The 23,115-nt window shown below is 72.8% G+C and carries 25 protein-coding genes and 1 tRNA gene; 11 read left to right on the plus strand and 15 right to left on the minus strand.

Features of this window, described 5'->3' with window-relative positions; translation table 11 throughout:
• Positions 1 to 79: 79 nt before the first annotated feature.
• The 4 genes from ASE15_RS18190 to ASE15_RS18205 all read right to left on the minus strand — a co-directional run bounded on the left by ASE15_RS18190 (position 80) and on the right by ASE15_RS18205 (position 5,584).
• Positions 80 to 2,167 (minus strand): M3 family metallopeptidase, encoded by a 2,088-nt coding sequence (locus ASE15_RS18190; protein ID WP_056764891.1) that lies wholly within the window; start codon positions 2,165 to 2,167, stop codon positions 80 to 82.
• Between the two features lie 96 nt (positions 2,168 to 2,263).
• Entirely contained in the window at positions 2,264 to 2,908 is a 645-nt protein-coding gene (locus ASE15_RS18195) for a GNAT family N-acetyltransferase (RefSeq protein ID WP_056646957.1), read from the minus strand.
• 125 nt (positions 2,909 to 3,033) lie between these two features.
• Positions 3,034 to 4,149, minus strand: coding sequence for an alanine dehydrogenase (ald, locus tag ASE15_RS18200; protein ID WP_056764893.1), 1,116 nt, complete (start codon positions 4,147 to 4,149; stop codon positions 3,034 to 3,036).
• A 226-nt stretch (positions 4,150 to 4,375) separates the two neighbouring features.
• Positions 4,376 to 5,584, minus strand: coding sequence for an RtcB family protein (locus tag ASE15_RS18205; protein ID WP_056764895.1), 1,209 nt, complete (start codon positions 5,582 to 5,584; stop codon positions 4,376 to 4,378).
• A gap of 94 nt (positions 5,585 to 5,678) precedes the next feature.
• On the opposite strand from ASE15_RS18205, the gene ASE15_RS18210 reads away from it, so the two are divergent.
• The gene (locus ASE15_RS18210) at positions 5,679 to 6,161 is read left to right on the plus strand and encodes a YdeI/OmpD-associated family protein (protein WP_157277276.1); all 483 of its coding nucleotides are present in this window, start codon (positions 5,679 to 5,681) and stop codon (positions 6,159 to 6,161) included.
• Positions 6,162 to 6,235: 74 nt separating this feature from the next.
• Here ASE15_RS18210 and ASE15_RS18215 read toward each other — a convergent pair whose 3' ends face one another.
• Complete coding sequence (locus ASE15_RS18215; RefSeq protein WP_369800647.1) at positions 6,236 to 7,495, minus strand: AI-2E family transporter; 1,260 nt, start codon at positions 7,493 to 7,495, stop codon at positions 6,236 to 6,238.
• Between the two features lie 228 nt (positions 7,496 to 7,723).
• Between ASE15_RS18215 and ASE15_RS18220 the strand changes: the two genes are divergently transcribed.
• From ASE15_RS18220 to ASE15_RS21280, 3 genes are all read left to right on the plus strand, one after another.
• A tRNA-Leu gene (locus ASE15_RS18220) sits at positions 7,724 to 7,808 on the plus strand.
• A 289-nt stretch (positions 7,809 to 8,097) separates the two neighbouring features.
• On the plus strand, positions 8,098 to 8,859 hold the full coding sequence (locus tag ASE15_RS18230; protein WP_056764897.1) for a class E sortase: 762 nt from the start codon (positions 8,098 to 8,100) through the stop codon (positions 8,857 to 8,859).
• On the plus strand, positions 8,859 to 9,017 hold the full coding sequence (locus ASE15_RS21280; protein WP_169834197.1) for a hypothetical protein: 159 nt from the start codon (positions 8,859 to 8,861) through the stop codon (positions 9,015 to 9,017). Before ASE15_RS18230 ends, ASE15_RS21280 begins: the two co-directional genes overlap by 1 nt.
• 69 nt (positions 9,018 to 9,086) lie before the next feature.
• Here ASE15_RS21280 and ASE15_RS18235 read toward each other — a convergent pair whose 3' ends face one another.
• From ASE15_RS18235 to ASE15_RS18270, 8 genes are all read right to left on the minus strand, one after another.
• Positions 9,087 to 9,521, minus strand: a complete 435-nt coding sequence (locus tag ASE15_RS18235) for a VOC family protein (RefSeq protein ID WP_056646968.1) — start codon at positions 9,519 to 9,521, stop codon at positions 9,087 to 9,089.
• A gap of 100 nt (positions 9,522 to 9,621) precedes the next feature.
• On the minus strand, positions 9,622 to 11,016 hold the full coding sequence (locus ASE15_RS18240; RefSeq protein ID WP_235534550.1) for an LssY C-terminal domain-containing protein: 1,395 nt from the start codon (positions 11,014 to 11,016) through the stop codon (positions 9,622 to 9,624).
• Positions 11,017 to 11,059: 43 nt separating this feature from the next.
• Positions 11,060 to 13,075 carry an NAD-dependent DNA ligase LigA gene (gene ligA, locus ASE15_RS18245; RefSeq protein WP_162259151.1) on the minus strand — a complete coding sequence of 672 codons (2,016 nt, stop codon included), beginning with the start codon at positions 13,073 to 13,075 and terminating at the stop codon, positions 11,060 to 11,062.
• A 133-nt stretch (positions 13,076 to 13,208) separates the two neighbouring features.
• Positions 13,209 to 13,511 carry a hypothetical protein gene (locus tag ASE15_RS18250; RefSeq protein WP_056764901.1) on the minus strand — a complete coding sequence of 101 codons (303 nt, stop codon included), beginning with the start codon at positions 13,509 to 13,511 and terminating at the stop codon, positions 13,209 to 13,211.
• A gap of 56 nt (positions 13,512 to 13,567) precedes the next feature.
• Complete coding sequence (locus tag ASE15_RS18255) at positions 13,568 to 14,503, minus strand: DNA-3-methyladenine glycosylase (RefSeq protein ID WP_235534552.1); 936 nt, start codon at positions 14,501 to 14,503, stop codon at positions 13,568 to 13,570.
• Positions 14,500 to 15,150, minus strand: coding sequence for a methylated-DNA--[protein]-cysteine S-methyltransferase (locus ASE15_RS18260; protein WP_082618587.1), 651 nt, complete (start codon positions 15,148 to 15,150; stop codon positions 14,500 to 14,502). Before ASE15_RS18260 ends, ASE15_RS18255 begins: the two co-directional genes overlap by 4 nt.
• Positions 15,147 to 15,689, minus strand: coding sequence for an RNA polymerase sigma factor (locus ASE15_RS18265; protein WP_056764903.1), 543 nt, complete (start codon positions 15,687 to 15,689; stop codon positions 15,147 to 15,149). Before ASE15_RS18265 ends, ASE15_RS18260 begins: the two co-directional genes overlap by 4 nt.
• Before the next feature lie 64 nt (positions 15,690 to 15,753).
• A complete protein-coding gene (locus ASE15_RS18270; protein ID WP_056764905.1) occupies positions 15,754 to 16,248 on the minus strand; it encodes a methylated-DNA--[protein]-cysteine S-methyltransferase in 495 nt (164 codons plus the stop codon).
• A gap of 245 nt (positions 16,249 to 16,493) precedes the next feature.
• On the opposite strand from ASE15_RS18270, the gene ASE15_RS18275 reads away from it, so the two are divergent.
• The 4 genes from ASE15_RS18275 (at position 16,494) to ASE15_RS18290 (ending at position 19,892) form a co-directional block, all read left to right on the plus strand.
• Positions 16,494 to 17,303: a metal-dependent hydrolase gene (locus tag ASE15_RS18275; protein ID WP_056764907.1), complete on the plus strand. Its 810-nt coding sequence runs from the start codon at positions 16,494 to 16,496 to the stop codon at positions 17,301 to 17,303.
• 205 nt (positions 17,304 to 17,508) lie between these two features.
• Positions 17,509 to 18,480 (plus strand): serine protein kinase RIO, encoded by a 972-nt coding sequence (locus ASE15_RS18280; RefSeq protein WP_235534554.1) that lies wholly within the window; start codon positions 17,509 to 17,511, stop codon positions 18,478 to 18,480.
• Between the two features lie 57 nt (positions 18,481 to 18,537).
• Positions 18,538 to 19,479, plus strand: a complete 942-nt coding sequence (locus ASE15_RS18285) for a Gfo/Idh/MocA family protein (protein ID WP_056764909.1) — start codon at positions 18,538 to 18,540, stop codon at positions 19,477 to 19,479.
• Positions 19,476 to 19,892, plus strand: a complete 417-nt coding sequence (locus ASE15_RS18290; protein ID WP_056646986.1) for a hypothetical protein — start codon at positions 19,476 to 19,478, stop codon at positions 19,890 to 19,892. Before ASE15_RS18285 ends, ASE15_RS18290 begins: the two co-directional genes overlap by 4 nt.
• A 159-nt stretch (positions 19,893 to 20,051) precedes the next feature.
• Here ASE15_RS18290 and ASE15_RS18295 read toward each other — a convergent pair whose 3' ends face one another.
• On the minus strand, positions 20,052 to 20,444 hold the full coding sequence (locus ASE15_RS18295) for a DUF952 domain-containing protein (protein ID WP_082618589.1): 393 nt from the start codon (positions 20,442 to 20,444) through the stop codon (positions 20,052 to 20,054).
• Positions 20,445 to 20,494: 50 nt separating this feature from the next.
• On the opposite strand from ASE15_RS18295, the gene ASE15_RS18300 reads away from it, so the two are divergent.
• From ASE15_RS18300 to ASE15_RS18310, 3 genes are all read left to right on the plus strand, one after another.
• Positions 20,495 to 21,136 (plus strand): TetR/AcrR family transcriptional regulator, encoded by a 642-nt coding sequence (locus ASE15_RS18300; RefSeq protein WP_056764912.1) that lies wholly within the window; start codon positions 20,495 to 20,497, stop codon positions 21,134 to 21,136.
• A gap of 198 nt (positions 21,137 to 21,334) precedes the next feature.
• Positions 21,335 to 21,595 carry a hypothetical protein gene (locus ASE15_RS18305; protein WP_056764914.1) on the plus strand — a complete coding sequence of 87 codons (261 nt, stop codon included), beginning with the start codon at positions 21,335 to 21,337 and terminating at the stop codon, positions 21,593 to 21,595.
• Between the two features lie 10 nt (positions 21,596 to 21,605).
• Positions 21,606 to 22,070 carry a GNAT family N-acetyltransferase gene (locus ASE15_RS18310; protein ID WP_056764916.1) on the plus strand — a complete coding sequence of 155 codons (465 nt, stop codon included), beginning with the start codon at positions 21,606 to 21,608 and terminating at the stop codon, positions 22,068 to 22,070.
• Between the two features lie 228 nt (positions 22,071 to 22,298).
• On the opposite strand, the gene ASE15_RS18315 is transcribed toward ASE15_RS18310, so the two are convergent.
• A complete protein-coding gene (locus tag ASE15_RS18315) occupies positions 22,299 to 23,111 on the minus strand; it encodes a hypothetical protein (protein ID WP_056764919.1) in 813 nt (270 codons plus the stop codon).
• Positions 23,112 to 23,115: the final 4 nt, after the last annotated feature.

The raw sequence follows: 23,115 nt of genomic DNA on the forward strand, positions 1-23,115 counted from the left end.
AACCGACCCTGGCTCGCTCCGGGCGCCCGGGCGCCGAGGTGGACCCGTGCGTGGGTCCACCTCGGCGCAGCGAGGACGACTACGCGTCGAGCCCGCGACGCGTCAGGAGCGGGGCGATCTCCGGGTCGCGGCCGCGCAGGTCCGCGAACGCGACCATGGGGTCGACCGAGCCGCCGCGCGCGAGCAGCTTCTTGCGGAACGCGTCGCCGTTCGCCCGGTTCAGGCCGCCGTTCTCCTCGAACCAGGTCACGGTGTCGGCGTCGAGCACCTCGGACCAGATGTAGGAGTAGTAGCCGGCCGAGTAGCCGCCGCCGAACACGTGGTTGAAGTACGTCGTGCGGTAGCGGGGCGGCACGGGCGCGAACCCGACGCCGGCCGCGTCGAGCGCCGCGGCCTCGAAGGGCAGGACCTCGTCGACGCTCGTGGGGACCTGCTCGGGGGCGAGCTGGTGCCAGGCCTGGTCCAGCAGCGCGGCCGCGAGGTACTCGGTCGTCCCGAAGCCCTCGTTGAACAGGCGCGAGGCCAGCATGGTCTCCACCCACGCGGCAGGCATGGGCTCGCCCGTGACGTGGTGGACCGCGTAGGACGTGAGGATCGTGGGCTCCCAGGCCCACATCTCGTTGACCTGCGAGGGGTACTCGACGAAATCGCGCGGCACCTCGGTGCCCGACTGCGACGGGTAGCGCACGTCCGAGAACAGCCCGTGCAGCGCGTGGCCGAACTCGTGGAAGAGCGTGATGACCTCGTCCCACACGAGCAGCGTGGGCTCGCCCGCCGGGGGCTTGACGATGTTGAGGTTGTTCACGACGACGGGCGGCTGGTCGAGCAGGTGGTTCTGGTCGACCAGGTTGTTCATCCACGCGCCGCCACGCTTGGACTCGCGCGTGTAGAAGTCCGCCAGGAACAGCCCGAGCCCCTGGTCCTGCTCGCCGACCGGGCCGTCGAAGACCTCGAACACGCGGACGTCGGGGTGGTAGCCCACCAGGTCGGAGCGCTCGGCGAACGAGATGCCGTAGAGCAGGTTCGCGGCCTTGAACACGCCGTCGGTCACGACGCGGTCGAGCTCGAGGTAGGGACGCAGCGCGGCGTCGTCGAGCGAGTAGCGCTCCTTGCGGACCTGCTCGGCGAGATAGGCCCAGTCGGACGCGCGCAGCTCGGCGTCGTCGCCTGCCTCGCGGGCGAGCGCGACCTCGAGGTCGCCGGCCTCGCGGCGCGCGTTGGCGACCGCGGCCGGGGCCAGGCGCGAGAGCATCGCGTTGACGGCGCCGGTCGTCTTGGCCGTGGCGTCCTCGGCGATGTACGCCGCGTGGTGGTCGTACCCGAGGAGGCGGGCGTGCTCGGCGCGCAGGCGCGCGAGGTCGATCACGATCTGGCGCGTGTCGTTGTCGTCGCCCGTCGCGCCGCGCGTCATGGACGCCTGCTGGACGCGCTCCCGGGTCTCGCGGCGCGCGAGCGACGCGATGACGCCCTGCTGCGTGGGCAGCTGCATCTCGAGGAGGTACTTGCCCTCGTGCCCGCGCGTCGCGGCCGCTGCGGCCGCCGCGGCGATCGCGTCCTCGGGCAGGCCCTCGAGCTCGGCGGCGTCGTCGACCAGGACGCTCGCGGCGTTGGCGCCCGCGAGGAGCTTGCGGCCGAACGCGGCCTCGAGCGAGGTCAGCTTCCCGTTGAGGTCGCGCAGGCGGTCCTGGTCCGCGGCGTCGAGCTCGATGCCCGAGCGGCGGAAGTCGACGAGCAGCGTGTGCAGGAGCCAGGCCGTGTCGGCCTCGAGCGTGAGGTCGCCCGCGTCGACGGCGTCCTGGAGCGCACGGACGCGCGCGTACAGGCGGGCGTCCATGTAGATCGCGTCGTGGTGCGCCGAGAGCTCGGGAGCGATGGTCTCCTCGATGTCCTCGAGTCCCGGCGTCGAGTCGGAGCTCGCGACGTTGTAGAAGACCGTGACCGCACGGGTCAGGAGCCGGCCCGCGGACTCGAGGGCCTCGAGCGTGTTGGCGACCGTGGGCGCCTCGGGGTTGGTGACGATCTCCTCGATCTCCGCGCGCTCGGCGTCCATGCCGGCGCGCAGGGCGGGGAGGTAGTGCTCCTCGCGGATCGTCGTGAAGTCGGGGAGCTGGTACGGGAGGGTGGACGCCGCGGCGAAGGGGTTGGCCGGGTCGAGGGTGCTCGTCATGCGTCCTATCTTCGCCCGACGCGCGCCGTGGTCACGACACCATTCCCGGCGTGGTCGCCCTCGACCGTGCGCCGACCGTCCGCCCGGACCCGCTCGTCACGCCCGTGGCGCCGGCTCCCCCGCACCCGCGTCCGCCCCCACGCGGTCCCCTGCCTCGGCGGACGGCCACGGCTCGACCGGCTCGCGCGGGTCGCCGGCGAGGAGGGTGCCGATCCACGCGTCGCGGCGCACGCCCCGCTGGACGCCGAAGCCCCGCACCGTCCCCTCGACGCGGAACCCGAGCCGCCACGCGACGCGACGCGAGGCCCAGTTGCCCGTGAACGCGGTCCAGACCATGCGTGCGAGCCCGAGCCCCTCGTCGTCGAACGCCCAGTCGGTCACGATCCGCCCGGCCTCCGTCATGAGTCCCTCGCCGCGCGCCTCAGGTGCGAGCCAGTACCCGATCTCGGCCGACCTCTCGGGGGTGGGCGAGGTGTCCATCGCGAGCCCCACCATGCCGAGGACCGGCCCCTCGGGGGCATCTGGTCGGCGGATCGCCCACGTGTTCCCACGGCCGGTGCGCCACGACTCGGGCACGACCTCCTCGATGAACGCCGCCGCGTCCGCCCGCGTGTACGGGCTGGGCACGGTGGTCCAGGCGGCGATCTCCGCGCCCTGGCAGAGCTCGGTGATGCGGTCCACGTCCGCGGCGGTGGGCATCGCCAGGTGGACGTGCTCGTTGGACAGGACGAAAGGCTCCATCCGGACAGCATGCCACTCGGCGTGCGGGGCCGACAGGGCCTTGTCCGCCCGGGCGACCGAGGCCCCGGCGGGTCACGCGGCACGGCTGGTCCTCGCGCCGCTCCGCTGCGCCCCTGACGCCCAGGTCACTCCCCCAGGACGTCCTCGGCGCGCGTCCAGGGCAGGCCGAGCGCCGCGCCCACCTGCTCGTTGACCAGGGTCCCGGTCACGGTCGACAGCCCGTTGCGCAGCAACGGGACCGTGCGCAGCGCTCGCGTCCCGCCGTCGGCGAGGAGCGCGAGGTAGGGCAGCGTCGCGCTCGTCAGGGCGTGCGTGCTGGTCACGGGCACCGCACCCGGCATGTTCGCGACGCAGTAGAACGTCGAGCCGTGCACCTGGAACGTGGGGTCGTCGTGGGTCGTGGGCCGGGTGTCCTCGAAGCAGCCGCCCTGGTCGACCGCGATGTCGACGAGGACCGACCCCGACCGCATGCGCGCCACGAGGTCGTTCGTCACGAGCCGCGGCGCCCGGGCCCCCGCGACGAGGACCGCGCCGATCACGAGGTCGGCCCCGAGCACCTCCTGCTCGATCGCGTACGCGCTCGACGCCACGGTCCGCACGTGGCCCGTGAACTCCTGGTCGAGCGCACGCAGGACGGGCAGCGACAGGTCGAGGATCGTGACCTCGGCGCGCATCCCGACCGCGATCTCGGCCGCGTGCCGACCGGCGGTCCCGCCGCCGAGGATCACGACCCGCCCCGGCCTGCTCCCGGGCACGCCGCCGAGCAGCACGCCCGAGCCGCCCGCGGGACGCATCAGGTGATAGGCCCCGACCTGCGTCGCCATGCGCCCGGCCACCTCGCTCATGGGCGCGAGCAGCGGGAGCGTGCCGTCGGGCGCCTGGGCGGTCTCGTAGGCGACCGCGGTCGTCCCCGCGTCGAGCAGCGCAGCCGTGCCGAGGGGGTCGGCGGCCAGGTGCAGGTACGCGAAGAGCAGCAGGTCGTCGCGCAGGAGCGGGTACTCGCTGGGCACGGGCTCCTTGACCTTGCACACGAGCTCGGCGCGCCCCCAGACCTCCTCGGCCGTGCTCACCAGGCGCGCTCCGGCGCCCGCGAACTCCTCGTCGGAGATGGCCGACCCTCGCCCCGCCCCGGCCTGGACCAGGACCTCGTGCCCCGCGGCGACCAGGTGATGGGCGCCCGCCGGGGTGAGCGCGACGCGGAACTCGTTGTTCTTGACCTCGGCTGGAATCCCGATCCTCATGCCGTCAGCGTGTCGCGTGCCGGCCGATCACGCGCGCCGAGCGCCCGAGCGCCAAGGGCTCGGGGCGTGGCAGCGCGTGCGGCACCGCGTCCCGCCGTCCCCTGCCGGCCCGACGGCGGAGCGCACCGTCGCGGGGAAGGTGCGCTCCGCCGTCGGGCCGGGCTGGGGACGGCCCCAGCCCGGCCCCTGGCGAGGACGCCCCGGTGCGAGACGACCCGTGAGCCGGTCAGTCGCCCTTGACGTTGACGATCTGCCGCAGCGTGTGACGCACCTCGACGAGGTCCGCCGCGTCCTGCATGACCCGGTCGATCGACTTGTACGCCGCCGGGATCTCGTCGATGAACGCGTCGGTGTCGCGGTACTCGATGCCCGCCATGGCCTCGCGCAGCTGCTCGTGCGTGAAGGTCTTGCGCGCCTTGCTCCGCGAGTACTCCCGTCCCGCGCCGTGCGGCGCGGAGTCGAGCGCGAGCGGGTTCCCCTTGCCCACGACGACGTACGACGCGGTGCCCATGGACCCCGGGATGAGCCCCGGGTCCCCCTCGCGGGCACGGATGGCCCCCTTGCGGGAGACCCACACGTCCTTGTTGAAGTGGTGCTCGCGCTCGGTGAAGTTGTGGTGGCAGTTGATGCGCTCGGCCTCCTCGACCGGGGCGAGCCCCGACCAGGCGTCGAACGCGGCCACGACGCGGTCCATCATCTCCTCACGGTTGAGCAGCGCGAAGTGCTGGGCCCACCGCAGCTCGCGGACGTACGCCCAGAACTCGTCGGTGCCCTCGACGAGGTACGCGAGGTCCTTGTCCGGCAGGTCGATCCAGTACCGGGTCATGAGCTCGCGCGCGACCGCGATGTGGTGCTGCGCGATCTTGTTGCCGACCCCGCGCGACCCCGAGTGCAGGAAGAACCAGACCCGGTCCTCCTCGTCGAGGCTGACCTCGATGAAGTGGTTCCCGGACCCCAGCGACCCGAGCTGCAGGCGCCAGCTCCCCGCGTACCGTGCAGGGTCGAAGCCTGCCTTGTCCGCGAGCGTCTCGAGCTCGGCCACGCGCGCCTCGGCCGTCTCGGTCAGGCGCTGGTTGTAGGAGCCGGCGCTCGTGGGCACGGCCTTCTCGATCGCGAGCCGCAGGTCGCGCAGCGCTGGCCCGGCGACGTCGCCGGCCGTGTACTGGGTCCGGACCGCGACCATGCCGCAGCCGATGTCGACGCCGACCGCGGCGGGGATGATCGAGCGCAGCGTGGGGATGACCGAGCCGACGGTCGCACCCAGGCCCAGGTGGGCGTCGGGCATGAGGGCCAGGTGCGGGTAGACGAACGGCATGGTCGAGGTGCGCTCGGCCTGCTCGCGGGCGCCGTCGTCGAGGATCGAGGCCCAGCTCCAGAGGGTCGTGGTCAGGCGGGTCGCCGCGTTCTTCGCGGTCGCCCGGGTGTTCGTGCTCATGGCGAGAACTGTGGCAGGTCGCCGCGAACGGCGGCGACTGATTTGCGCGACGAGTCCGGGTGCCGTGGCCGCACGGCGGGGCTAGCGTCGGAGCGTGCCCACCTGGACGAACCCCGGCCTGCTCGAGTTCGACGCCGTCATCACCCGGTCCTCCGAGCGCGGCGCGGGGTCGTTCGTCGCGTTCCCGGGCGACGTCTCGGAGCTGTTCGGGACCAGGGGGCGTGTCCCGGTCGTGACGACGATCGACGGCGTCCCGTACCGCGGCTCGCTGGTCACGTACGGCGGACCGCACCTGCTGGGCGTCCTCAAAGCGGTCCAGGAGCAGATCGGCAAGGGGCCGGGCGACACCGTGCACGTGCGCCTCGAGCTCGACGACGCGCCCCGCGTGGTCGCCCTGGCCCCCGACGTCGAGGCCGCCCTCGCGGCCGGCGGCGTGCTCGACGCGTTCCGGGCGATGTCGTACTCGCACCAGCGCGAGTACGCGGCGTGGGTCGAGGACGCCAAGCGCCCCGCGACGCGGGTGGCGCGCATCGACCGGACGGTCGAGCGGGTGCGGGCGGGGCTCCGCCTCAAGTAGGCGGGCTGTCCGCACGGGGTGGGCTGCGTCGTCGGGCTGGGCTTCCTGGTCGCTGCCCGACGACGGCACGCACCTCAGGCGTCGGCCGTCGCCTCCTTGTCGTTGGTGCTCCCTCCGTTCGAGGAGCGCTCACGCCCGGACAGGGCGATCTCCTTGGCCGTGGGGATCTCGTCCTCCATGGGCGGGTCCTTGCGGCGCAGCTTGCTGAAGACCGCCCAGGCGACCGCGACGAGAGGGACCGAGACCACGGCGCCCAGGATGCCCGCGATGAACGTTCCCGACGTGACCGCGAGCGCGACCACGACAGGGTGCAGCGAGACCTGTTTGCCCATGACGAGCGGCTGGAGGATGTGGCCCTCGAACTGACCGATGAGCGCGATGAAGATACCCACGAGGGCCGCGTTCACGACCCCGTTCGCCGCCAGCGCGACGACCATGGCGATGACCATGGCCGCGGGCGCACCGATGAGCGGGATGAACGCGCCGATGAACACCAGGACCGCGAGCGGCGCCGCGAGGGGGACCCCCAGCACGACGAGCACTATCGCGGCGAGGATCCCGTCCGCGAGCGCGATGATGACCGTCCCGCGGGCGTATCCCGAGAACGTGTACCAGCCCGCCCCGCCGGCCACGGTCCACGTCTCGCGCGACCGCGCGGGGAGCTGGTTGAGGAACCAGGTCCACATGTCCTTGCCCCGGGCCAGGAAGAAGATGGTGCAGAAGATCGCGAGCGCGAGGACCGCGAAGGCCTCGAACACCGAGCCCGCACTCGCCGCGGCCTGGCTCGCGATGTCACCGCCGTGCTCGGTGATCCACTTGCGGCCGTTCTCGATCCAGGTGTCGACGTCGTCGGCCGTGATCGTCACGGGCAGCGGGCCGTGCTCCAGGAAGTCGAAGATCTTCTCGATGCCGGTGTTGAACTGGCCGGCCAGCTTGTCCCACTGTCCCGCGACCGAGGTGATGACGTAGGTCAGCAGGCCTCCCAGCACCAGGAACGCCGAGAGCAGCGCGAGAGCGGTGGCGAGCCCGCGCGGCATGATCTTCGCGTACCAGTCGGTCACCGGGCGCAGGACCGAGGTGATGACCAGGGCCAGGAAGACCGCGATGAACACGATCTGCACCTGGGCGGTCGCGTAGAAGATCACGCCGATGCCCGCGATCAGCAGCAGGAGCCGCCAGGACCACCCCGCGCTCGTGCGCAGCCAGGCCGGGACGGTGTCGTCGTAGCCGACGACCGACGGGTTCCGCCGTGCTCCCGCGACCTTGCGCGCCGCGGGACTGGCGCCGGCCAGGTGCTTGACCGAGGCCGAAGGACGATCACCCCCGCTCCCCACGCTCGACGACGAGGCGCCGTCCTGTCGTGCGTCCTTGTCCTCGGCCACGAGCACCCCATCCCACTGACGATCCGGTTGGTGAAACCAGCCCTGACCTGCACCGACCGGTGCGCGGGGACCAGGGCCGCTCCCCAGTCTGCCCCACGGACCCGATGCACGCTTGGTGCCCGAAACGTGTTATGTTTTTCCCCGCAAGGCCCCCGGCGGGAACGCCGGGACCTGACACCTGTCCGGGTGGCGGAATGGCAGACGCGCTAGCTTGAGGTGCTAGTGCCCTTTATCGGGCGTGGGGGTTCAAGTCCCCCTCCGGACACTCGTTGAGACAGTGGCGGAATGGCAGACGCGCTAGCTTGAGGTGCTAGTGCCCTTTATCGGGCGTGGGGGTTCAAGTCCCCCTCCGGACACTCGTTGAGACAGCGAACAGCGGAGCGGGTCCAGGGCAACCTGGGCCCGCTTCGCTGTTTCTGCCCGCCCCCCCCTGGCCCGGCCCTTCAACTGCGACGACGGGCCTTTCCACCCTCCGTGCACGGGCCCCGGCTCGCCCGGACCGACTAGGCTGTGGACTCGATCCGCGCCGCGGTCACGACCGGAGAAGAGGGCTTGTGAGGCACACCAGCAACCGAACGCACGGCCGTTCCGGCGGCGGGGCCGTCTCTGCGGCCTTCGGGGTGCTGGGCGAGCTGCTGATCACCCTCGGCGTAATCTTCGGCCTGTTCGTCGTGTGGCAGCTGTGGTGGACCACGGTCCAGTCGAACCAGGCCGCGCAGACCATCATGACCCAGTTCCAGGAGACCCTTCCGGAGGCCCCGCAGGTCGCGGGCGAGCTGCGCACCGACGCACCGCCCGTCCCGGAGGCCGTGGCAGAGGGCGAGACCATCGGCGCCCTCGTCGTCCCCGCCTGGTACGGCAAGACCGACAACACCATGCCGATCGTCCAGGGCACCACGACCGCGCTGCTCAACAAGGCCGTCGCCGGTCACTACACGCAGACCCAGCAGGTCGGCGAGGTCGGCAACTTCGCGCTCGCCGGGCACCGTCGCACCTACGGCAACTCGTTCCGGTTCGTCAACGAGCTCGTCGAGGGCGACCAGGTCATCGTCGAGACCGCGACCACCTGGTACGTGTACGAGGTCACGGGCCACGAGATCGTGCTCCCGAGCCAGGTCGACGTCATCGCCCCCGTGCCGAACCAGCCCGGCGTCGAGCCCACCGAGCGGCTCCTGACCCTCACGACGTGCCACTCCCCCACCCTGGGAGAGTTCGGCAACTCCCACCGCTGGATCACCTACGCGAAGTTCGTCGGCTGGATGGACCGTGCCGACGGCATGCCCGAGCAAGTCCTCAACGACCCAGGAGTGCAGTGATGTACGGGTGGATCTTCCGGCACCTGCCGGGCAACCGCTTCGCCAAGGTCGTCCAGTCGCTGATCCTGGTCGCGGCCGTGGTGCTCGTGCTGTTCACGTGGGTGTTCCCGTGGGTCGCCGAGACGTTCAACGTCAACGGCGACCCGAACTTCGACTAGAGCGGCTATCGCCGGACGCGGCACCGACTCGCCGGGTCAACAGGGCACGGGTCGCCTCTGAGCCGCGGCTCAGTCGAGACAGAACTCGTTGCCCTCGACGTCCTGCATCACGATGCAGGACTCCTCGTCCTCGTCGGCCGGCAGCAGGCGCACGCGGGTCGCGCCGAGCGCGACCAGCCGCGCACACTCGGCCTCGAGCGCCGCGAGGCGCTCGGCGCCCACGAGCCCGGTGCCGACCCGCACGTCGAGGTGCACGCGGTTCTTGACGACCTTGCCCTCGGGGACGCGTTGGAAGTAGAGACGCGGCCCCACCCCCGTGGGGTCCTGGCAGACGAACGCGGCCCCTCGGTCCGCGGGCGGCAGAGAGCCGGCGAAGTCCTCCCAGGTGGCGAACCCCTCGGGTGGCGGCGGGACCACGTAGCCCAGCACCTCGCACCAGAAGCGGGCGACGCGCTCGGGATCCGCACAGTCGAAGGTGACCTGGAACTGCTTGACCTCTGCCATCGGGCCACGATATCCACGCGTCCCTCGTCGAGCACGGCCGATCGCCTCGCGACACGCCAGCGACACGCCAGCGGAACGGCACTGGCACGAGCCGGGACCGTCACCCGACGGCGGGCACCACGGGCGCGCGCCGGCGTTCTCGCCGGAGCCGCCGTTCCGTCCGCTCGTCCCGCGTGTAGGCCGCGGCGTCCCTGCTCGAGAGCGTGAGCAGCACCAGGATGTCCAGCGCGACGGTCAGCAGCGTGGAGCGGAGCGTGATCTGGTCCCCCGACACCGCCCACCCCACGAACGATGACGTGGTGCTGATCGCGGCCAGCACCATGACCAGGGCGCGCGCCCAGGTCCGACCCTTGAAGACCCGCCATGCCAGGAAGAGCTGGAACAGGGCGACGAGCGAGAGGAGCACCACGACCACGACCAGCAGGGGGCCCGACGCCTCGTCGAGGTCCTGCTGCGTCACGTCGCCGCCCAGGAACAACGACCTCAGCGTCTGGTCCCAGTGCAGCGCGAGGTTCGCGAGCCAGATCATGTCCGCGACGACGCCCAGCACGACGAGCAGCGCGCCGGCCGTCGTGGCGGCCGGACGGCGAGGCTTCTGCGCGGCGCGGTCCGCGACTCGTTCGGCAGGCGCTGCCACCGCCCGGACGTCGACCACGGGAAGGTCGCCGTCGGTCCTGATCGCGTCACCGCCGCCGTTGCGCGCGTGATAGCCCGTCGAGAAGTCCTCGATGACCTCGACCTGGACGCCGACGTCGGCTCCCTCGAGCGTGGCCACGACGTGGTCGCGCTCCTGGTCCGTGTCCGCCTCGATCTTGTGCGTGACCTGGAGCGTGAAGAGCGAGAAGCCCACGGACCGGTCGTAGGTCCCGGCCGCGAGCCAGTCGACACGACGCCCCCCGGGCAGCGGCCAGTCGGGCGGGCACCGCCAGAACCGGATGTGGTGCCGTCGCGACGGGTTGCCCTCGACCTCCTGCTGGTACGCGAAGTCCTGCTGGCGCCCGAACAGGAACAACGGGCTCACGGGAGCCTGGTCGTAGCTGCGCCTGCTCAGGGTCGCCGCGACGATCCGCCCGCTCGAGGCCAGCGTGACGTCGTCCGCGACCGTCCACCCCGCGGCCTCCATCGCGGCACGCACCTGGCCCTCCTCGCCCAGCAGGGCAAGGTTGACGGGGTCGCCCAGCAGGCCGTTCGCGGTCCGGGTGCGACCGATGAAGTACTCGGGCACGTAGAGCGTCGTGAGGATGCGGTGCAGGCGTGGCAGGGCCAGGTACGCGATCACGAGCCACACCGCGACGACGTAGAGGACCGTGAACCAGCCGATGTGGATCGACTCGCTCAGCACGAGCCACGCGAGCCACACCGACGCGAGGCCCGCGAAGACGAAGAAGAAGCCGTCCCCGAGCTCGACGAGCCGGTGGCTCACGCGGCGCCGCGGCGCCGGGCCGGTGGCCGGGACCACGGGGCCGACCGCGTCGGGTGCGCTCTGGCGGGTCACGATCCCACCCTAGGGCGCAGGGCGGGAACGGGCCGGGCGAGCGCTACCCCACCATCTCCAGGAACTCCGCGGGCGTCACGATGCGTACCCCGAGGTCCGTGGCCTTGACGTACTTGCTCGAGGTCGAGGGCTCCGAGACGAGCAGGCTCGTCGCGGACGACACCGACGAGGACGCCTTGCCGCCGTTGGCCTCGACGAGCTCGGCGACCGTGGTCCGCGAGTAGCCGGGGACGGCGCCCGACACCACGACGGTCATGCCTGCGAGCGGCAGGGCCACCGTGTCCTCCGGGTCCGGCGCGGTGCCCGTGTGGACCCCCGCGGCCGCCAGTCGTCCGAGGACCCCTCGGGCTTCGAGGTCGTCGAGCCCTTCACGGATCGCTGCGGCCCGGATGGGTCCGATCCCGTCCACGGCCGCCAGGTCCAGGGCGGTCGCGGCGCGCAGCAGGTCGAGCGTGGGGATGGCCGCCGCGAGGCGGCGTCCCATGGTCCGCCCGGTCATGCGGATGCCCAGCGCCGTGATGACCCGGTTCCAGGCCGCCCCCTTGGCCCGCTCGATCTCCGCGGCGATCTTGACGGCGTTCTTGGCGCCCAGCATGCGGCCCTCGCCGAGCGGCAGCGACGTGAGGGTCTCGACGTCGAGCGAGAAGAGGTCCGCCACGTCCGCGACCAGACCCTGCTCCACGAGCGACTCGACGATCTCCGTGCCGATGCCCTCGATGTCCAGGGCGTCACGGCTCACGGCGTACCGGATCGTCGCGCCGACCGACAGGCTCGGGTCGGTCGAGCGCCACAGCAGCGTGCTCTTGTCCCACTCGCCGCCGTTCGGGTCGGTCGCGGGCGGGGTCCAGGGCGTCGAGTCGGCCGGACGCTCGTCCAGGACCACGGACTCGATGTACGGGATCACGTCGTTGGCCCGCTTGATGACGACCGTGTCCCCGACGCGCACGTCCTTCTCGAGCATCCAGGTCGCGTTGTGCCCGGTCGCGAACGTGATGGTCGTGCCGCCCACGAACACGGGCTCGACCTCGACGCGGATCGCGAGACGCCCCGTGCGACCGACCCCGGTCGTGATCGCCACGACCCGGGTAACGGCGGTCTCGGCCTCGTACTTATAGGCGACGGACCATCGCGGGGTGCGCGACCCGGAGCCGAGCCGCTCACGGTCGGCGTCGAGGTCCGCCTTGACGACGATCCCGTCGATGGGGAACCCGAGGTCCGGGCGCCGCTCGGCGAGCGCGGCCACGGCCGAGCGCACCGCGACCGTGCCCGGCTCCCCAGTCAGGACCACGGGCTCGCCGCCCGCGAGCCACGGGGCCAGCGCGCGGGCCGTGCCGATCCCGGCCTGCTCGACCACCGTGAGCCGGGCGCTGTACGACGGGTCCGCCACGGTCGCCGGGGAGCCGTCCACGGGCACCACGTCGTACGCGGCGAACGTCAGGAGCCCCGCGTAGGCCGCGTCACCCTTGCGCAGGATGCCCGCGGCGGCGTTGCGCGGGTTGACGAACGACGCCCCGCCCAGCGCGGCCCGGGCGGTCTGCGCCGCGGGGAACCGGGCGTCGGCCATGAACACCTCGCCCCGCACCTCGACCGAGAGGTCCGCTCCCACGAGCCGCGCGGGCAGCCCGTCGATCTCGAGCCGTCGGACCCGCTCGGTCACGTCCTCGCCGGTGCGTCCGTCACCGCGCGTGGCGACCAGGTCGAGGCGTCCGGCGCGGTAGAGCGCCCGGATCGCGAGCCCGTCGAGCTTGGGCTCGACGACGACCGGGCCGTCGATCGCGAGCACCAGGGCGTCGAGCGCGTCGAGCGTGGGTGCCTTGTCGAGCGAACCCATCATCGTGGGGTGCTCGACGTCGCCTCCCGCGGACTGGCCCGCTGCCACGGCGTCGAGCAGGTCGGCGAACTGCCCCGCGAGCGAGGGGTCCGCGGCCACGGCGATGCGCAGCTGCTCGATGCCCGAGTCGTACTCGGCGTCCGACATCCTGAGCTCGTCGGTGTCGTAGTAGGCGCCGGCGGCGGCGCGCAGGCTCTCGGCCAGCGCGGTCAGGTCGGTGTCGCTCATCTGCATGCCCTTCGCGTGTGCGTGCTCGCACCCTCGTGCCGGGCCGGTCGGCCCGCGGGGTGCAGTCTTGCGCACGCCACCCACGCGCGCCGGTCGCCGCTCCTCCCGGAGGACCGGCGACCGACGAGCCGGGTCAGACCGAGCAGTCGCAGACCGGGTTGAACTCGACGACCTGGTCGCCGAGCTCGGGGTGCGCCCAGGCCTGGGCCTCCGCGAGGGAGGCGAACCGGCGTCCGGCGAGCCGCCCGTTGGCGAACAGGACCCCGGCCTCGATCTGGTCGCGCACGTCGTCGTCCGCGCCGCTCGTCGTCTCGGGTCCGGCCGTCGTCTCGGGTCCGGCCGCTCCCCCGTCAGGCGTCCGACGGCGCACGTCGTCGTCCGCCGGGTCCTGGTCCGGCGCGTCGAGGTCCGGTGCGGTGTGCGTCGTGGTGCTCATGGTGCGTCCCTCCCGAGGGCCGAGGCTTCCTCCAGTATGGCTCCGGTCGCGAGGCGTCAGTAGGCCGTGTGCGTCCAGAGGTGGAACAGCGCGTAGGCCCGGACGGGCGCCCAGGCCTCGGCCGTCCGCGCGGCCGCACGTGCGTCGATCCCGCCGAGCGCCTTGCGGAGCACGAGGTCCCCCGGGACGAACCCGTCGCGGTCCCCCAGGACCTTGACCGAGAGGTAGTCGACGGTCCACGGCCCCACCCCCGGCAGGGCGAGCAGCCGCGCGCGGGTGTCCGCGAGCGCCGCGGGGTCGTCCGCGACGTGGGGCCCGAGCACGAGCCCGTCCGCGCAGGCCGCGGCGAGCGCGAGCAGCGTGCGGGTCCGGGCGCCCGTGATCCCGACGGCGGACTGCAGCTCCGCGGCCCGCGCGCCGGCGAGCGTGTCCGGGTCGGGGAACAGGCGCAGCCCGTCTGCGCCCGCGACGTCGCCCTCACGGCCGTAGGCTCCCGCGAGCCGCCCCGCGAAGGTCCGGCACGCCGCGAGCGAGACCTGCTGGCCCAGGACGGTCGTGACCGCGGCCTCGAACCCGGACGGGTGCCCGACGACGCGCAGTCCCGGCCGCTCGGCGAGCAGGGGCGCGAGCACCGGGTCGGCGCCCAGGACGGTGTGCACGGTCGCGAGGTCGGCGTCGGCGTCGAACCACCGGGCGACCAGCGCGCGGACCGCGTCCGGGTCCCCGCCGTCCCCGCGCACCTCGAGCGTGTCGGGCGTCAGCCGCACGGTCGTGGCCACGGTTCCCGAGCCCGTCTCGACGAGCCGGGTCACCTCGCCGCGTCCGGCGTCGACGCGGTCGACGCCGGGCACGGCGTGCGCGACGAGCGTCGCGAGCGCCGAGGTCGCGTCGAAGGGCCGGACCACGGGGACGTGGCGCGTCCAGGACCCTGCCCTGTCCCCGGGCGCGCCGGCCTGCGGGGCCGTCGTGACGCCGTCGGGCAGGGGGGTCACGCCGCGCTCTCCAGGGCGAGCAGCAGGCGCTTGGCCTCCGCGCCCCCCGCATAGCTGCCGCTCGTGCCGTCCGAGCGCACGACCCGGTGGCACGGGACCACGAGCGGCAGCGGGTTCTTGGCGCACGCCGTGCCCACGGCCCGCACGGCGCGCGGGCTGCCCGCGGCGACCGCGACCTGGGCGTAGGACGCGGTGCGCCCGTAGCCGATGTCGCGCAGGTGGGTCAGCACCTCGCGCCGGAAGGGACCCGAGGCCATGCTCAGGTCGAGCGGGAGGTCGAACGCGCGGCGCTCGCCCGCGAAGTACTCGTCGATCTCGGTCGCGAGCCGGTCCAGGCGCCCGGGGGCGCGCAGGACGCGCGGGCTCACGGTGCGGGCGATGCGGTCGAGCACGGCGTCGTGCCCCTCGACGTCGAACGCGATACGCACCACGCCCTGGTCGGTCGCGGCGAGCAGGAGCGTGCCCACGGGCGTGTCGAGCGTGCGGTAGGCGACGTCGAGCAGGCCCGACGACGCAGCGTCCGCCGCGAGGCGGTCGTGCAGCCGCGAGAGCGCGGCCCGGGAGTCGTCGTCGGGCGCGGCGCCGCGGTCGAGGTCCCTCCCGAGGGAGGCGAGCAGGTCGGTCGGACGGGGCGAGGTGTCGCTCATGAGGCACTTCCCTTCGAGGTGCGGGCGGGCGAGGGGGCCGGTGACGAGGAGCGGGCGGCCGGATACGTGCGCCGCAGCGCCGCCATGCCGTCCGAGGCGGCGCGGCGTGCGGCCTCCGCGCTGCCTCCGAGGATCGACGCGACCTCCTGGTACGGCAGGCCGGCGACGTGGTGGTAGGCCACGGCCTGCCGCTGCTTGGGCGGCAGGGCCGCGAGCGCCCGCCACAGGTCGTCGTCGCCCTGGTCGATGCGTCGCCCGGGGATCCCGTCGCGGCTGGGCTCGTGGAGCAGGTCGGCGACGTCGGGCACCGCGATGGGTGCGCGGGCGCGCCGCCGGGTGACGTCGATCGCCTTGCGGTGCGCGATCGTCACGAGCCAGGCCTCGACGTTGGCCCCCTCGTCGAGGCGCGGGTAGGCCGTGAGGGCGGACAGGAAGGTCTCGGACCAGGCGTCGTCGGCGTCCACGGGGCCGAGGACCGCACGGCACACGCGCAGGACCGTGGCGCCGTGCTCGGCGACGACGCGTTCGAAGGGCTTCACGTCCGGTAGACGCACCGCACGCCCAGGACGTGAGGTGACCTGTGCCGCAGGACGCGAGAGGCCATCAGAACAGCCGGCTGGCTCGGGTCTCGTCGGACTCCTCGAGGGCGAGCAGGAACTGCTTGCGCTCGATCCCGCCCGCGTACCCGGTCAGGCTGCCGTCGGCGCCGATGACCCGGTGGCAGGGCACGACGATGCTCAGCGGGTTCTGGCCGTTGGCCGACCCGACCGCGCGGGCCAGGTTCCTGTCGCCGAGCGCGAGCGCGAGGTCCCCGTAGGAACGGGTCTCGCCGTAGGGGATCTGGGCGAGCAGCGCCCAGACCTTCGTCTGGAAGCCGTCGCCGACCGGGGCGAGCTCGAGGTCGAACGCGCGTCGTGTGCCGGCGAAGTACTCGCCGACCTGGACGCGGACCTCCTCGAACGCGTCGTCGTCGCGCTCGCCGAACGTCTCGCCCGTGGGGCGACGCTTGTGGGCGTCGAAGTACAGGGCCCGGAGCCCGTCCGCGCCCCCGATCGCCGTGAGGTCGCCCACGGGCGAGCCGAAGACCGCGTGGCGCACGGTCCGCCCCGGGCGAGCGGGTTCGGACGGCTCCGGGCGTTCCAGCAGATGCGACAACGGTGTGCCTCCGGTCCGGTGCGTGCGTGCAGGCCTGGTGTCGGTGTGTCCCATGCACTGTAGACGCCAGGGTCTGACAGGACGTGAGGTCGGGTGTGGGTGCCTGCCGGGTAGGGTGTGCTGTCGCGTGGGACAGACCGCGCGAACCGCTCGTGCGGGACGAACACGACTGACGGGACGAACGCATCATGATGGGTGGCCACCACGCCGCCTGCGGCGCGGCCGCATGGGTGGCGGTCACCTCGACCGCCCCGTACACGCTCGGGATCTACCCCGTCTCGGACGTGGGCGTCATCACCGGCGCGATCGTGTGCGCCGGTGCTGCCCTGCTGCCCGACGCGGACCACCACTCCGGGACCATCGCGCACTCGCTGCCGCCCGTGTCCGAGGGCGTCGCGAACGTCGTCGAGACCATCTCGGGCGGCCACCGCCGCGGCACGCACTCGATCCTCGGGATCGCGGTCTTCACGGGCCTCGCCTGGCTCGCGGGGCTCGTGACGATCGAGTCGGACACGTTCGGGACCGTCGCGATCGGCGCTGGGTTCGTGGCGATCCTGCTCGTGGCGTTCGCGCTCAAGGCGCTCAAGCTCACGCGCGGGGGCAAGCTCGGTCCATGGATCGGGTCGGTCACGATCGCGGTCCTCATCGCGCTGCTCGCCCCCGAGGAGTGGAACTGGCTCCCGGTCGCGGTCGGGCTCGGCGTCACGGTCCACATCATCGGCGACGTCATGACCACGGGCGGGTGCCCGCTGCTGTGGCCCATCACGTTCAAAGCCCCTCGCTGGGTGCGGCGCACCAACGTGCTCAACGACATCTGGCGTCCGGGCGGGAACTTCGCGCTCCCGGTCCTCGGGAACGCCGGGTCGGTGCGCGAGTGGCTCCTGCTGATCCCCGTCAGCGCGTACGCCGTGGTCGGCGTCGTGTGGTCCCTGCTGACCCAGATGGGTTTCGACACGAGCGGCACGTACACGCTGCTCGTGCAGTCGTTCGGCGGCTGAGCGGAAATACCGTTGCCTGCCCTCGCCACCGGGTGCGAGGGTAGGCACGTCCGCCGGAGAAGGTCCGGCGCGAGCGCGAGGCCTCCGGGCCGCGAGAAGGAGGAGGTGACGTGATGACCGTCGTCGTCGTTCCCCACGCCTCCACCTTCCCGAGGAGCCCCGGCCTCTGACGCCCGGCTCCTCACCTCACCCGAGGAGCCCCACCGTGCACGAGCACACCGACCTTCCCGCACTCCCCCGCTTCGCCGGCGCGTTCGGAGCGGAGGCGTACGCCGCCTTCCACGACGAGTTCGACGACGCCTCACACGGCCGCCCCTTCCCGGGCGACGTGGCCCAGGACGACGCGCCCGACCTCGACCCGGACCTCGACCCCGACCAGCGCTGGTCCACGTGGTCGAGCGTCGAGAAGGGCATGCGCGGCCCCGACCCCCGCCCCGAGTGGGTCGTGACCGCCGACGCCGCGATCGACACCGAGCTCGGCGTCCTCAAGACGGGCAAGGAGGCCGACGTCTTCCTGCTCGAGCGGGCCGTGCCCGACGAGCCGGGCCAGTTCTCGCTGCTCGCGGCCAAGCGGTACCGCAGCTCCGAGCACCGCGCCTTCCACCGCGACTCCGCGTACGTCGAGGGACGTCAGGTCCGGCGATCGCGCGACCGTCGCGCGATCGAGCGCAAGTCCTCGTACGGACGCGAGGCCGCGGCCGCCCAGTGGGCCAACGCCGAGTTCGCGGCGCTGTCGATGCTGTGGTCTGCCGGGGCCCCCGTCCCGTACCCGGTCCAGATCGACGGGACCGAGATCCTCATGGAGTTCGTCGGGGAGCACGCGAGCACGGGCCAGGCCGACGGTTCGCCCGCGAGCCGGGTCGCGGCCCCGCGTCTGGCGCGCGTCCGGCCCGACGTCGGCACGCTCGAGGCCTACTGGGACCAGCTCCGCGGCGCGATGGGTGTCCTGGCGGCCCACGGGTACGCGCACGGCGACCTCTCGCCGTACAACGTCCTGGCCCAGGGCGAGCGGATCGTCATCATCGACCTGCCGCAGGTCCTCGACCTCGTCGCGAACCCGCACGGCACCGACCTCCTGATGCGCGACTGCCGGACCATGTGCGCGTGGTTCCGGTCACGGGGGCTCGACGTCGACGAGGGCGAGCTGTTCGCCGAGCTCATCGCGCAGGCGTGGTGAGGTCTCCAGGACGCAGGGACGGGTGACCGGGCGCCGACCGTCCGCGAGAATGACCGGATGACCCAGAACGTCCGTGTCGCGCTCGTCGGGCTCGACTCCTCGCACGCCGACCACTACGTGCGCCTGCTGAACGTCGAGCAGCGCTTCCCGGGGGTCCGGGTGACCGTCCTCGCGGACGGCTCGCCCGGGCGCGTCGCGGAGCTCGCCGCGGCGAGCACGGCGGCGGGCGCACGGGTGCGGCCCGGTGGGCCCGACGACGTCACGTCGGTCGATGCCGTGATCGTCGCCCACCGCGCGGGCCGGCTCCACCGCACGGCGGCCCTGCCCTTCGTCCGGGCGGGGCTGCCCGTGCTGGTCGACAAGCCGTTCACCGCCTCGGTCGCGGACGCCGAGGAGCTCGTGGCCGCGGCACGCGCGAGCGGGGCGGTGCTGTTCTCGTGCTCGGCCCTGCGCTTCGTGCCCGGCGTCTCGCGGCTGCGCGCCGAGGCGGCCGGGCTCGGGGAGGTCACGGGCCTGACGGTCACCGGCCCCGCCGACCCCGGGTCGGCGCACGACGGCTTGTTCTTCCTGGGCATCCACCTCGTCGAGACGGCCCGCGCCCTGCTGGGCGGCGACGCCGGCCTCGCGTGGGGGGAACCCGCCGTCGGGCGGGACGAGGACGGCGTGACCGCGACCGTGAGGGCGACCGCGGACGGGCGCGACGTCGTCGTGCGCCTGCGGTTCGTGGACCCGGCTCTGCACCCCGCGCAACCGTTCCACACGGTGGTGACCACGACGGGCGGGTCCGTCGAGGGCGAGCTGGAGGTCGGGCCGGACTACCTCGAGCCGGTCCTCGCGCACTTCCTGGCGCAGGTCGCCGGGACGGCAGCGTCCGAGGCGTCGGACGGGCTCGTCGGGCCTGTCGCGCTGCTCGCCGCGATCACCGCGATCACCGCGGGACTCGAGGGGCCCGCCCATCTCGTGCCGGGCGAGCCCGCCGCGCCTACCGTGAGGGGATGACGACCCCCACCAGCGACGCGACCGCCTACGACCACGACGACGTCCAAGCCTTCCTCAACTCGTACGGCGTGGCGCTCGCGGCCGGCGACCTCGACACGATCGCGGAGACGTACGCGTTCCCTGCGCTGGTCGTGACCGACGAGGCCTCGGTCCTCATCAGCGACGCCGAGACCGTGCGCGAGTCCTTCCGCGGTGCGGCAGAGAGCTACCGCGAACGCGGGCTCGTCGGCGCGGTCGCGCAGATCCGGTCCCTGGGGACCACGAGTGCCGGCCTCGTGTGGGTCGACGTGCGCTGGAGCTACCGCGACGAGTGGGCGGGCGAGGCCGACACCGAGAGCTTTCGCTACCTGCTGCGGCGCGGCCGGGACACGTTCCAGATCTGCGTCGTCGTGCCCGTGGACCCGTTGGCGTGAGGGCTGCGTCGTGCGGTGAGGCGCGGAGGAACGGGCCGGGCCGGGCCAGGAGGTGCCGGGCCGGGAGGGGTGCTGACGAGCGAGGTCGGCTGAGCGGGAACGGTGCGCGCTGAGGGTGAGCCGATCCCGCTCGGCGCACACCCCTCGTCGGCGATCCCGCTACGGACGGACGGAGAAGCCCGAGAGGTCCGGGACCACCCACCTCCCGTCGGCGCGTCCGAGCTCGATGACTGCCGGGACCGTCCGACCGTCCATCGGGAAGGCACCGAGGATCCGCGGGACCGGGGCGCCGACTCCGTCGGCCGGTACCCACGCGACCTCGATGCCCTCGTCCGCGAGGGAGTCCTCGTCGATCACGGCCAGGACCAGCGGGATCGAGGCGTCGGCGTACGGGCCGTGCAGGACCGACGGCAGGCCGGACAGGGTCGTCGCATGCACGAACCCCGCGACCTCGTACAACGTGTTGCGCGTGGCGACGTTGTACTCGCCGAAGCGCTCGCAGGCCTCCCAGTCGTCGCTGAAGGCGACGTGCAGCACTCTGTGTCCAACCACCGGCGTTCTCCTTGCGTGCGATAAATGAAACGTGACCGTATCATTAACGCATGACGACGACGGACGACGGATCGACGAGACCTCCCGCGACGCGCGGCCCTGGGCGCCCACGCAAGGGCGAGCAGGCAGCCCGCCGCGCCGAGCTGCTCGACGTCGCGACGCGGCACTTCGGCGCTCGCGGGTTCGACGCCACGACGATCGAGGCCGTCGCGAAGGAGGCCGGCGTGACCAAGCGGACGATCTACCAGCAGTTCACGGACAAGGCCGGGCTCTTCGTCGCAGCGGTCGAGAGCCTGCACGCGCACGAGCGCGAGGCCCAGCCCGGCGGCGAGGACCTGGAGGCGCTCGCGACCCGGATCGTCCACACGCTGCACAGCGACCAGGCCGTCACGCTGCACCGGCTCGTCATCGCCGAGGCACCCCAGTTCCCCGACCTCGCCGCGACGTTCTACGCCCGGGGGCCGGCAGCCTCGATCGAGGCTCTCGCCGCGGCGCCGGGCGGACCGCTCGGCGACGGCGCGGCCAGCAAGGACGCACGGCCCTGGGCCGAGGTCCTGTACACGCTCCTCCTCGGCGAACCCCACCGGCGACGGCTGCTCGGGCTGCAGGGAGCTCCCACGCTCGCGCAGGCACGCGACCACGCCCGGGGAGCGATCCAGGTCGTGAGGGGTCCTGAACCCCCTGCGCCCTGACCTCCCGCGTGACGGCCCGCGACGTGCACCGAGCCCGTCGGGGATCGCGACGCGTCTCGATCCCCGGACTCTGCGGAGCCTGGAGGTCGACACGGGGCCTGTCGGCGATAGGGTCGACCAGCACCCCGCCGGCGACCGCCCCGCACGGAGCGAGGCCCGCCGGAGCTTCCCCCACCGAGAGCGAGATGCAGGACACCCATGACCCGCCGACGACTCCTCTGGCTGGCTGCCATGAGCCCCTTCGTGCTCGCCTCGGGCGGCGCGGCCGTCTACGCCCTCGTCGTGCTGCTCACGCAGGGCCCGGACGCCGAGGTCTGGGTACCGAGCCGGGGCGACGCGTCCGCTGCCTCGTGGATCGCCCTGATCATGTACTCCGTCCTCACTGCACTCACCGTGAGCATGGTGTGGTCGCTGTCGGCGGGTGCGGACCGCGCACGACCGGGCGCGTCTGCGGGCTAGGCTCGACGCCATGATCCTGCGCGCCTACGACGAGTCCGACGCGGAAGCGACGCTCCGCGTGTTCCTGCGCGCGGTGCGTGTCACGGCGAGCAAGGACTACTCGCCCGAGCAGATCGCGGCCTGGGGCTCGGACGACATCTCGCTCGACGTCTGGGCGGTCAAGCGCCTGCAGACCGACACGGTCGTCGCGGTCGAGGGCGACGAGGTCCTCGGGTTCAGCGACGTCGACGACCGCGGGTACGTCGACATGATGTTCGTCGATCCCGCGGTGACCCGCCGCGGCGTCGCCTCGGCGCTGCTCGACCACGTGACGCGCACCGCCCGGGCTCGCGGCGCCGTCGAGCTCACGACGTACGCGAGCCTCACGGCCCGCCCCTTCTTCGAGAAGCACGGGTTCGTCGTGGTCGAGGAGCGCCAACCCGTGCTCCGCGGGGTCTCGCTGACGAACTTCCGCATGCGCAAGCCGCTCGCCTGACGGTCACGGCCTGCGGTTGGCTGCCGAGCACGAGGTTGTGGCCGTTCTGGCGCCCAGAGCGACCACAACCTCGTGCTCGGCCTCACGGGGTCGCTCGAGACGCCGGCCGGGCCCTGGAGATCGGGGCCAAGCGGGGTGGGCCGCGTCCGGCCGATCGAGATGCGGCCATTGGGGGTTCTTCCGGCGAGACGACCCCCGTCAGCCGCATCTCGATGGCCCGGACCCGCGTCACAGCACCCTGAGCCACGCCCGGTCCTCGACGGTGCGGTCCACGGCTCCTCGCCGGACCTTCACCGTCTCGAGATCCGTCAGCTCGTCCAAGACATGGGCGTTGTCCAGGGTGCCGCTCCGGTGAAGGACGAGTCGCCGCAGCCTCGAGCACGCTGCCAGGGGCCTCAGGTCGAGGTGCTGCTCGAGCCCCGCGTCCTCCCGCGGGAGGATGGTGAGCCCGCGGAGCCTCGGCAGGGCTGCGATACCGTCGAGGCTACGGGCCCCTCCGTCCATCAGGGTGAGCCTTTCCAGAGGGATCTCACCCTGGGCCGAGAAGTCCCAGCCGGGGTTGGCCGCCCGATTGTCGGCGGTGACGAACGCGCTCCGCAGCGTGGCGCACCCCTCGAAGATGCTTGACGAGAACCTCGTCGCACTTTCCAGACCACAGTGCTCGAGCACCGGCGCGGACGACAGGGCCTCTACCTGGTCCTGTGCGAGCGTGAGGCTGCGCAGTCGTTGCGCCCGAGCCAGGTCGAGCTCTGCGTGGAGTCGCCCCTGCACGTGAAGGATCTCGAGCCCGCCGACGATGCTCGCCGGGACCGCCCCGACGGGCCGAGGGCTCACGATCTCCAGGTACCGCAGCAGTCCGAGGCCTTCCACCCAGTTCAGCGGAAAGACCCGGCGCGTACCTCGCGGGGGCCTGATCGAGAGTCCGTCGACGTCTCGGGCCCGCATCCACGCGAGATCTTCGGTCGTCGGTTCGTCGTGGACCTCGCCAATCCGACAGGGGCGCTGCCCGTCGTACGCGGCCGCGGGGCGCAGCGACGGCACCCCT

Origin of the sequence: Oerskovia sp. Root22, from assembly GCF_001429135.1 — a bacterium.
Classification (GTDB): domain Bacteria; phylum Actinomycetota; class Actinomycetes; order Actinomycetales; family Cellulomonadaceae; genus Oerskovia; species Oerskovia enterophila.

What these genes read in the sequence shown, in the direction of transcription:
- ASE15_RS18310 (WP_056764916.1), top strand. Translation starts at nt 21,606, where the DNA reads ATGATCCTGCGCGCCTACGACGAGTCCGACGCGGAAGCGACGCTCCGC.
- ald (WP_056764893.1), bottom strand. Translation starts at nt 4,149, where the DNA reads ATGAGGATCGGGATTCCAGCCGAGGTCAAGAACAACGAGTTCCGCGTC.
- ligA (WP_162259151.1), bottom strand. Translation starts at nt 13,075, where the DNA reads ATGAGCGACACCGACCTGACCGCGCTGGCCGAGAGCCTGCGCGCCGCC.
- ASE15_RS21280 (WP_169834197.1), top strand. Translation starts at nt 8,859, where the DNA reads ATGTACGGGTGGATCTTCCGGCACCTGCCGGGCAACCGCTTCGCCAAG.
- ASE15_RS18235 (WP_056646968.1), bottom strand. Translation starts at nt 9,521, where the DNA reads ATGGCAGAGGTCAAGCAGTTCCAGGTCACCTTCGACTGTGCGGATCCC.
- ASE15_RS18285 (WP_056764909.1), top strand. Translation starts at nt 18,538, where the DNA reads ATGACCCAGAACGTCCGTGTCGCGCTCGTCGGGCTCGACTCCTCGCAC.
- ASE15_RS18305 (WP_056764914.1), top strand. Translation starts at nt 21,335, where the DNA reads ATGACCCGCCGACGACTCCTCTGGCTGGCTGCCATGAGCCCCTTCGTG.
- ASE15_RS18275 (WP_056764907.1), top strand. Translation starts at nt 16,494, where the DNA reads ATGATGGGTGGCCACCACGCCGCCTGCGGCGCGGCCGCATGGGTGGCG.
- ASE15_RS18290 (WP_056646986.1), top strand. Translation starts at nt 19,476, where the DNA reads ATGACGACCCCCACCAGCGACGCGACCGCCTACGACCACGACGACGTC.
- ASE15_RS18260 (WP_082618587.1), bottom strand. Translation starts at nt 15,150, where the DNA reads ATGAGCGACACCTCGCCCCGTCCGACCGACCTGCTCGCCTCCCTCGGG.
- ASE15_RS18190 (WP_056764891.1), bottom strand. Translation starts at nt 2,167, where the DNA reads ATGACGAGCACCCTCGACCCGGCCAACCCCTTCGCCGCGGCGTCCACC.
- ASE15_RS18250 (WP_056764901.1), bottom strand. Translation starts at nt 13,511, where the DNA reads ATGAGCACCACGACGCACACCGCACCGGACCTCGACGCGCCGGACCAG.
- ASE15_RS18195 (WP_056646957.1), bottom strand. Translation starts at nt 2,908, where the DNA reads ATGGAGCCTTTCGTCCTGTCCAACGAGCACGTCCACCTGGCGATGCCC.
- ASE15_RS18300 (WP_056764912.1), top strand. Translation starts at nt 20,495, where the DNA reads ATGACGACGACGGACGACGGATCGACGAGACCTCCCGCGACGCGCGGC.
- ASE15_RS18205 (WP_056764895.1), bottom strand. Translation starts at nt 5,584, where the DNA reads ATGAGCACGAACACCCGGGCGACCGCGAAGAACGCGGCGACCCGCCTG.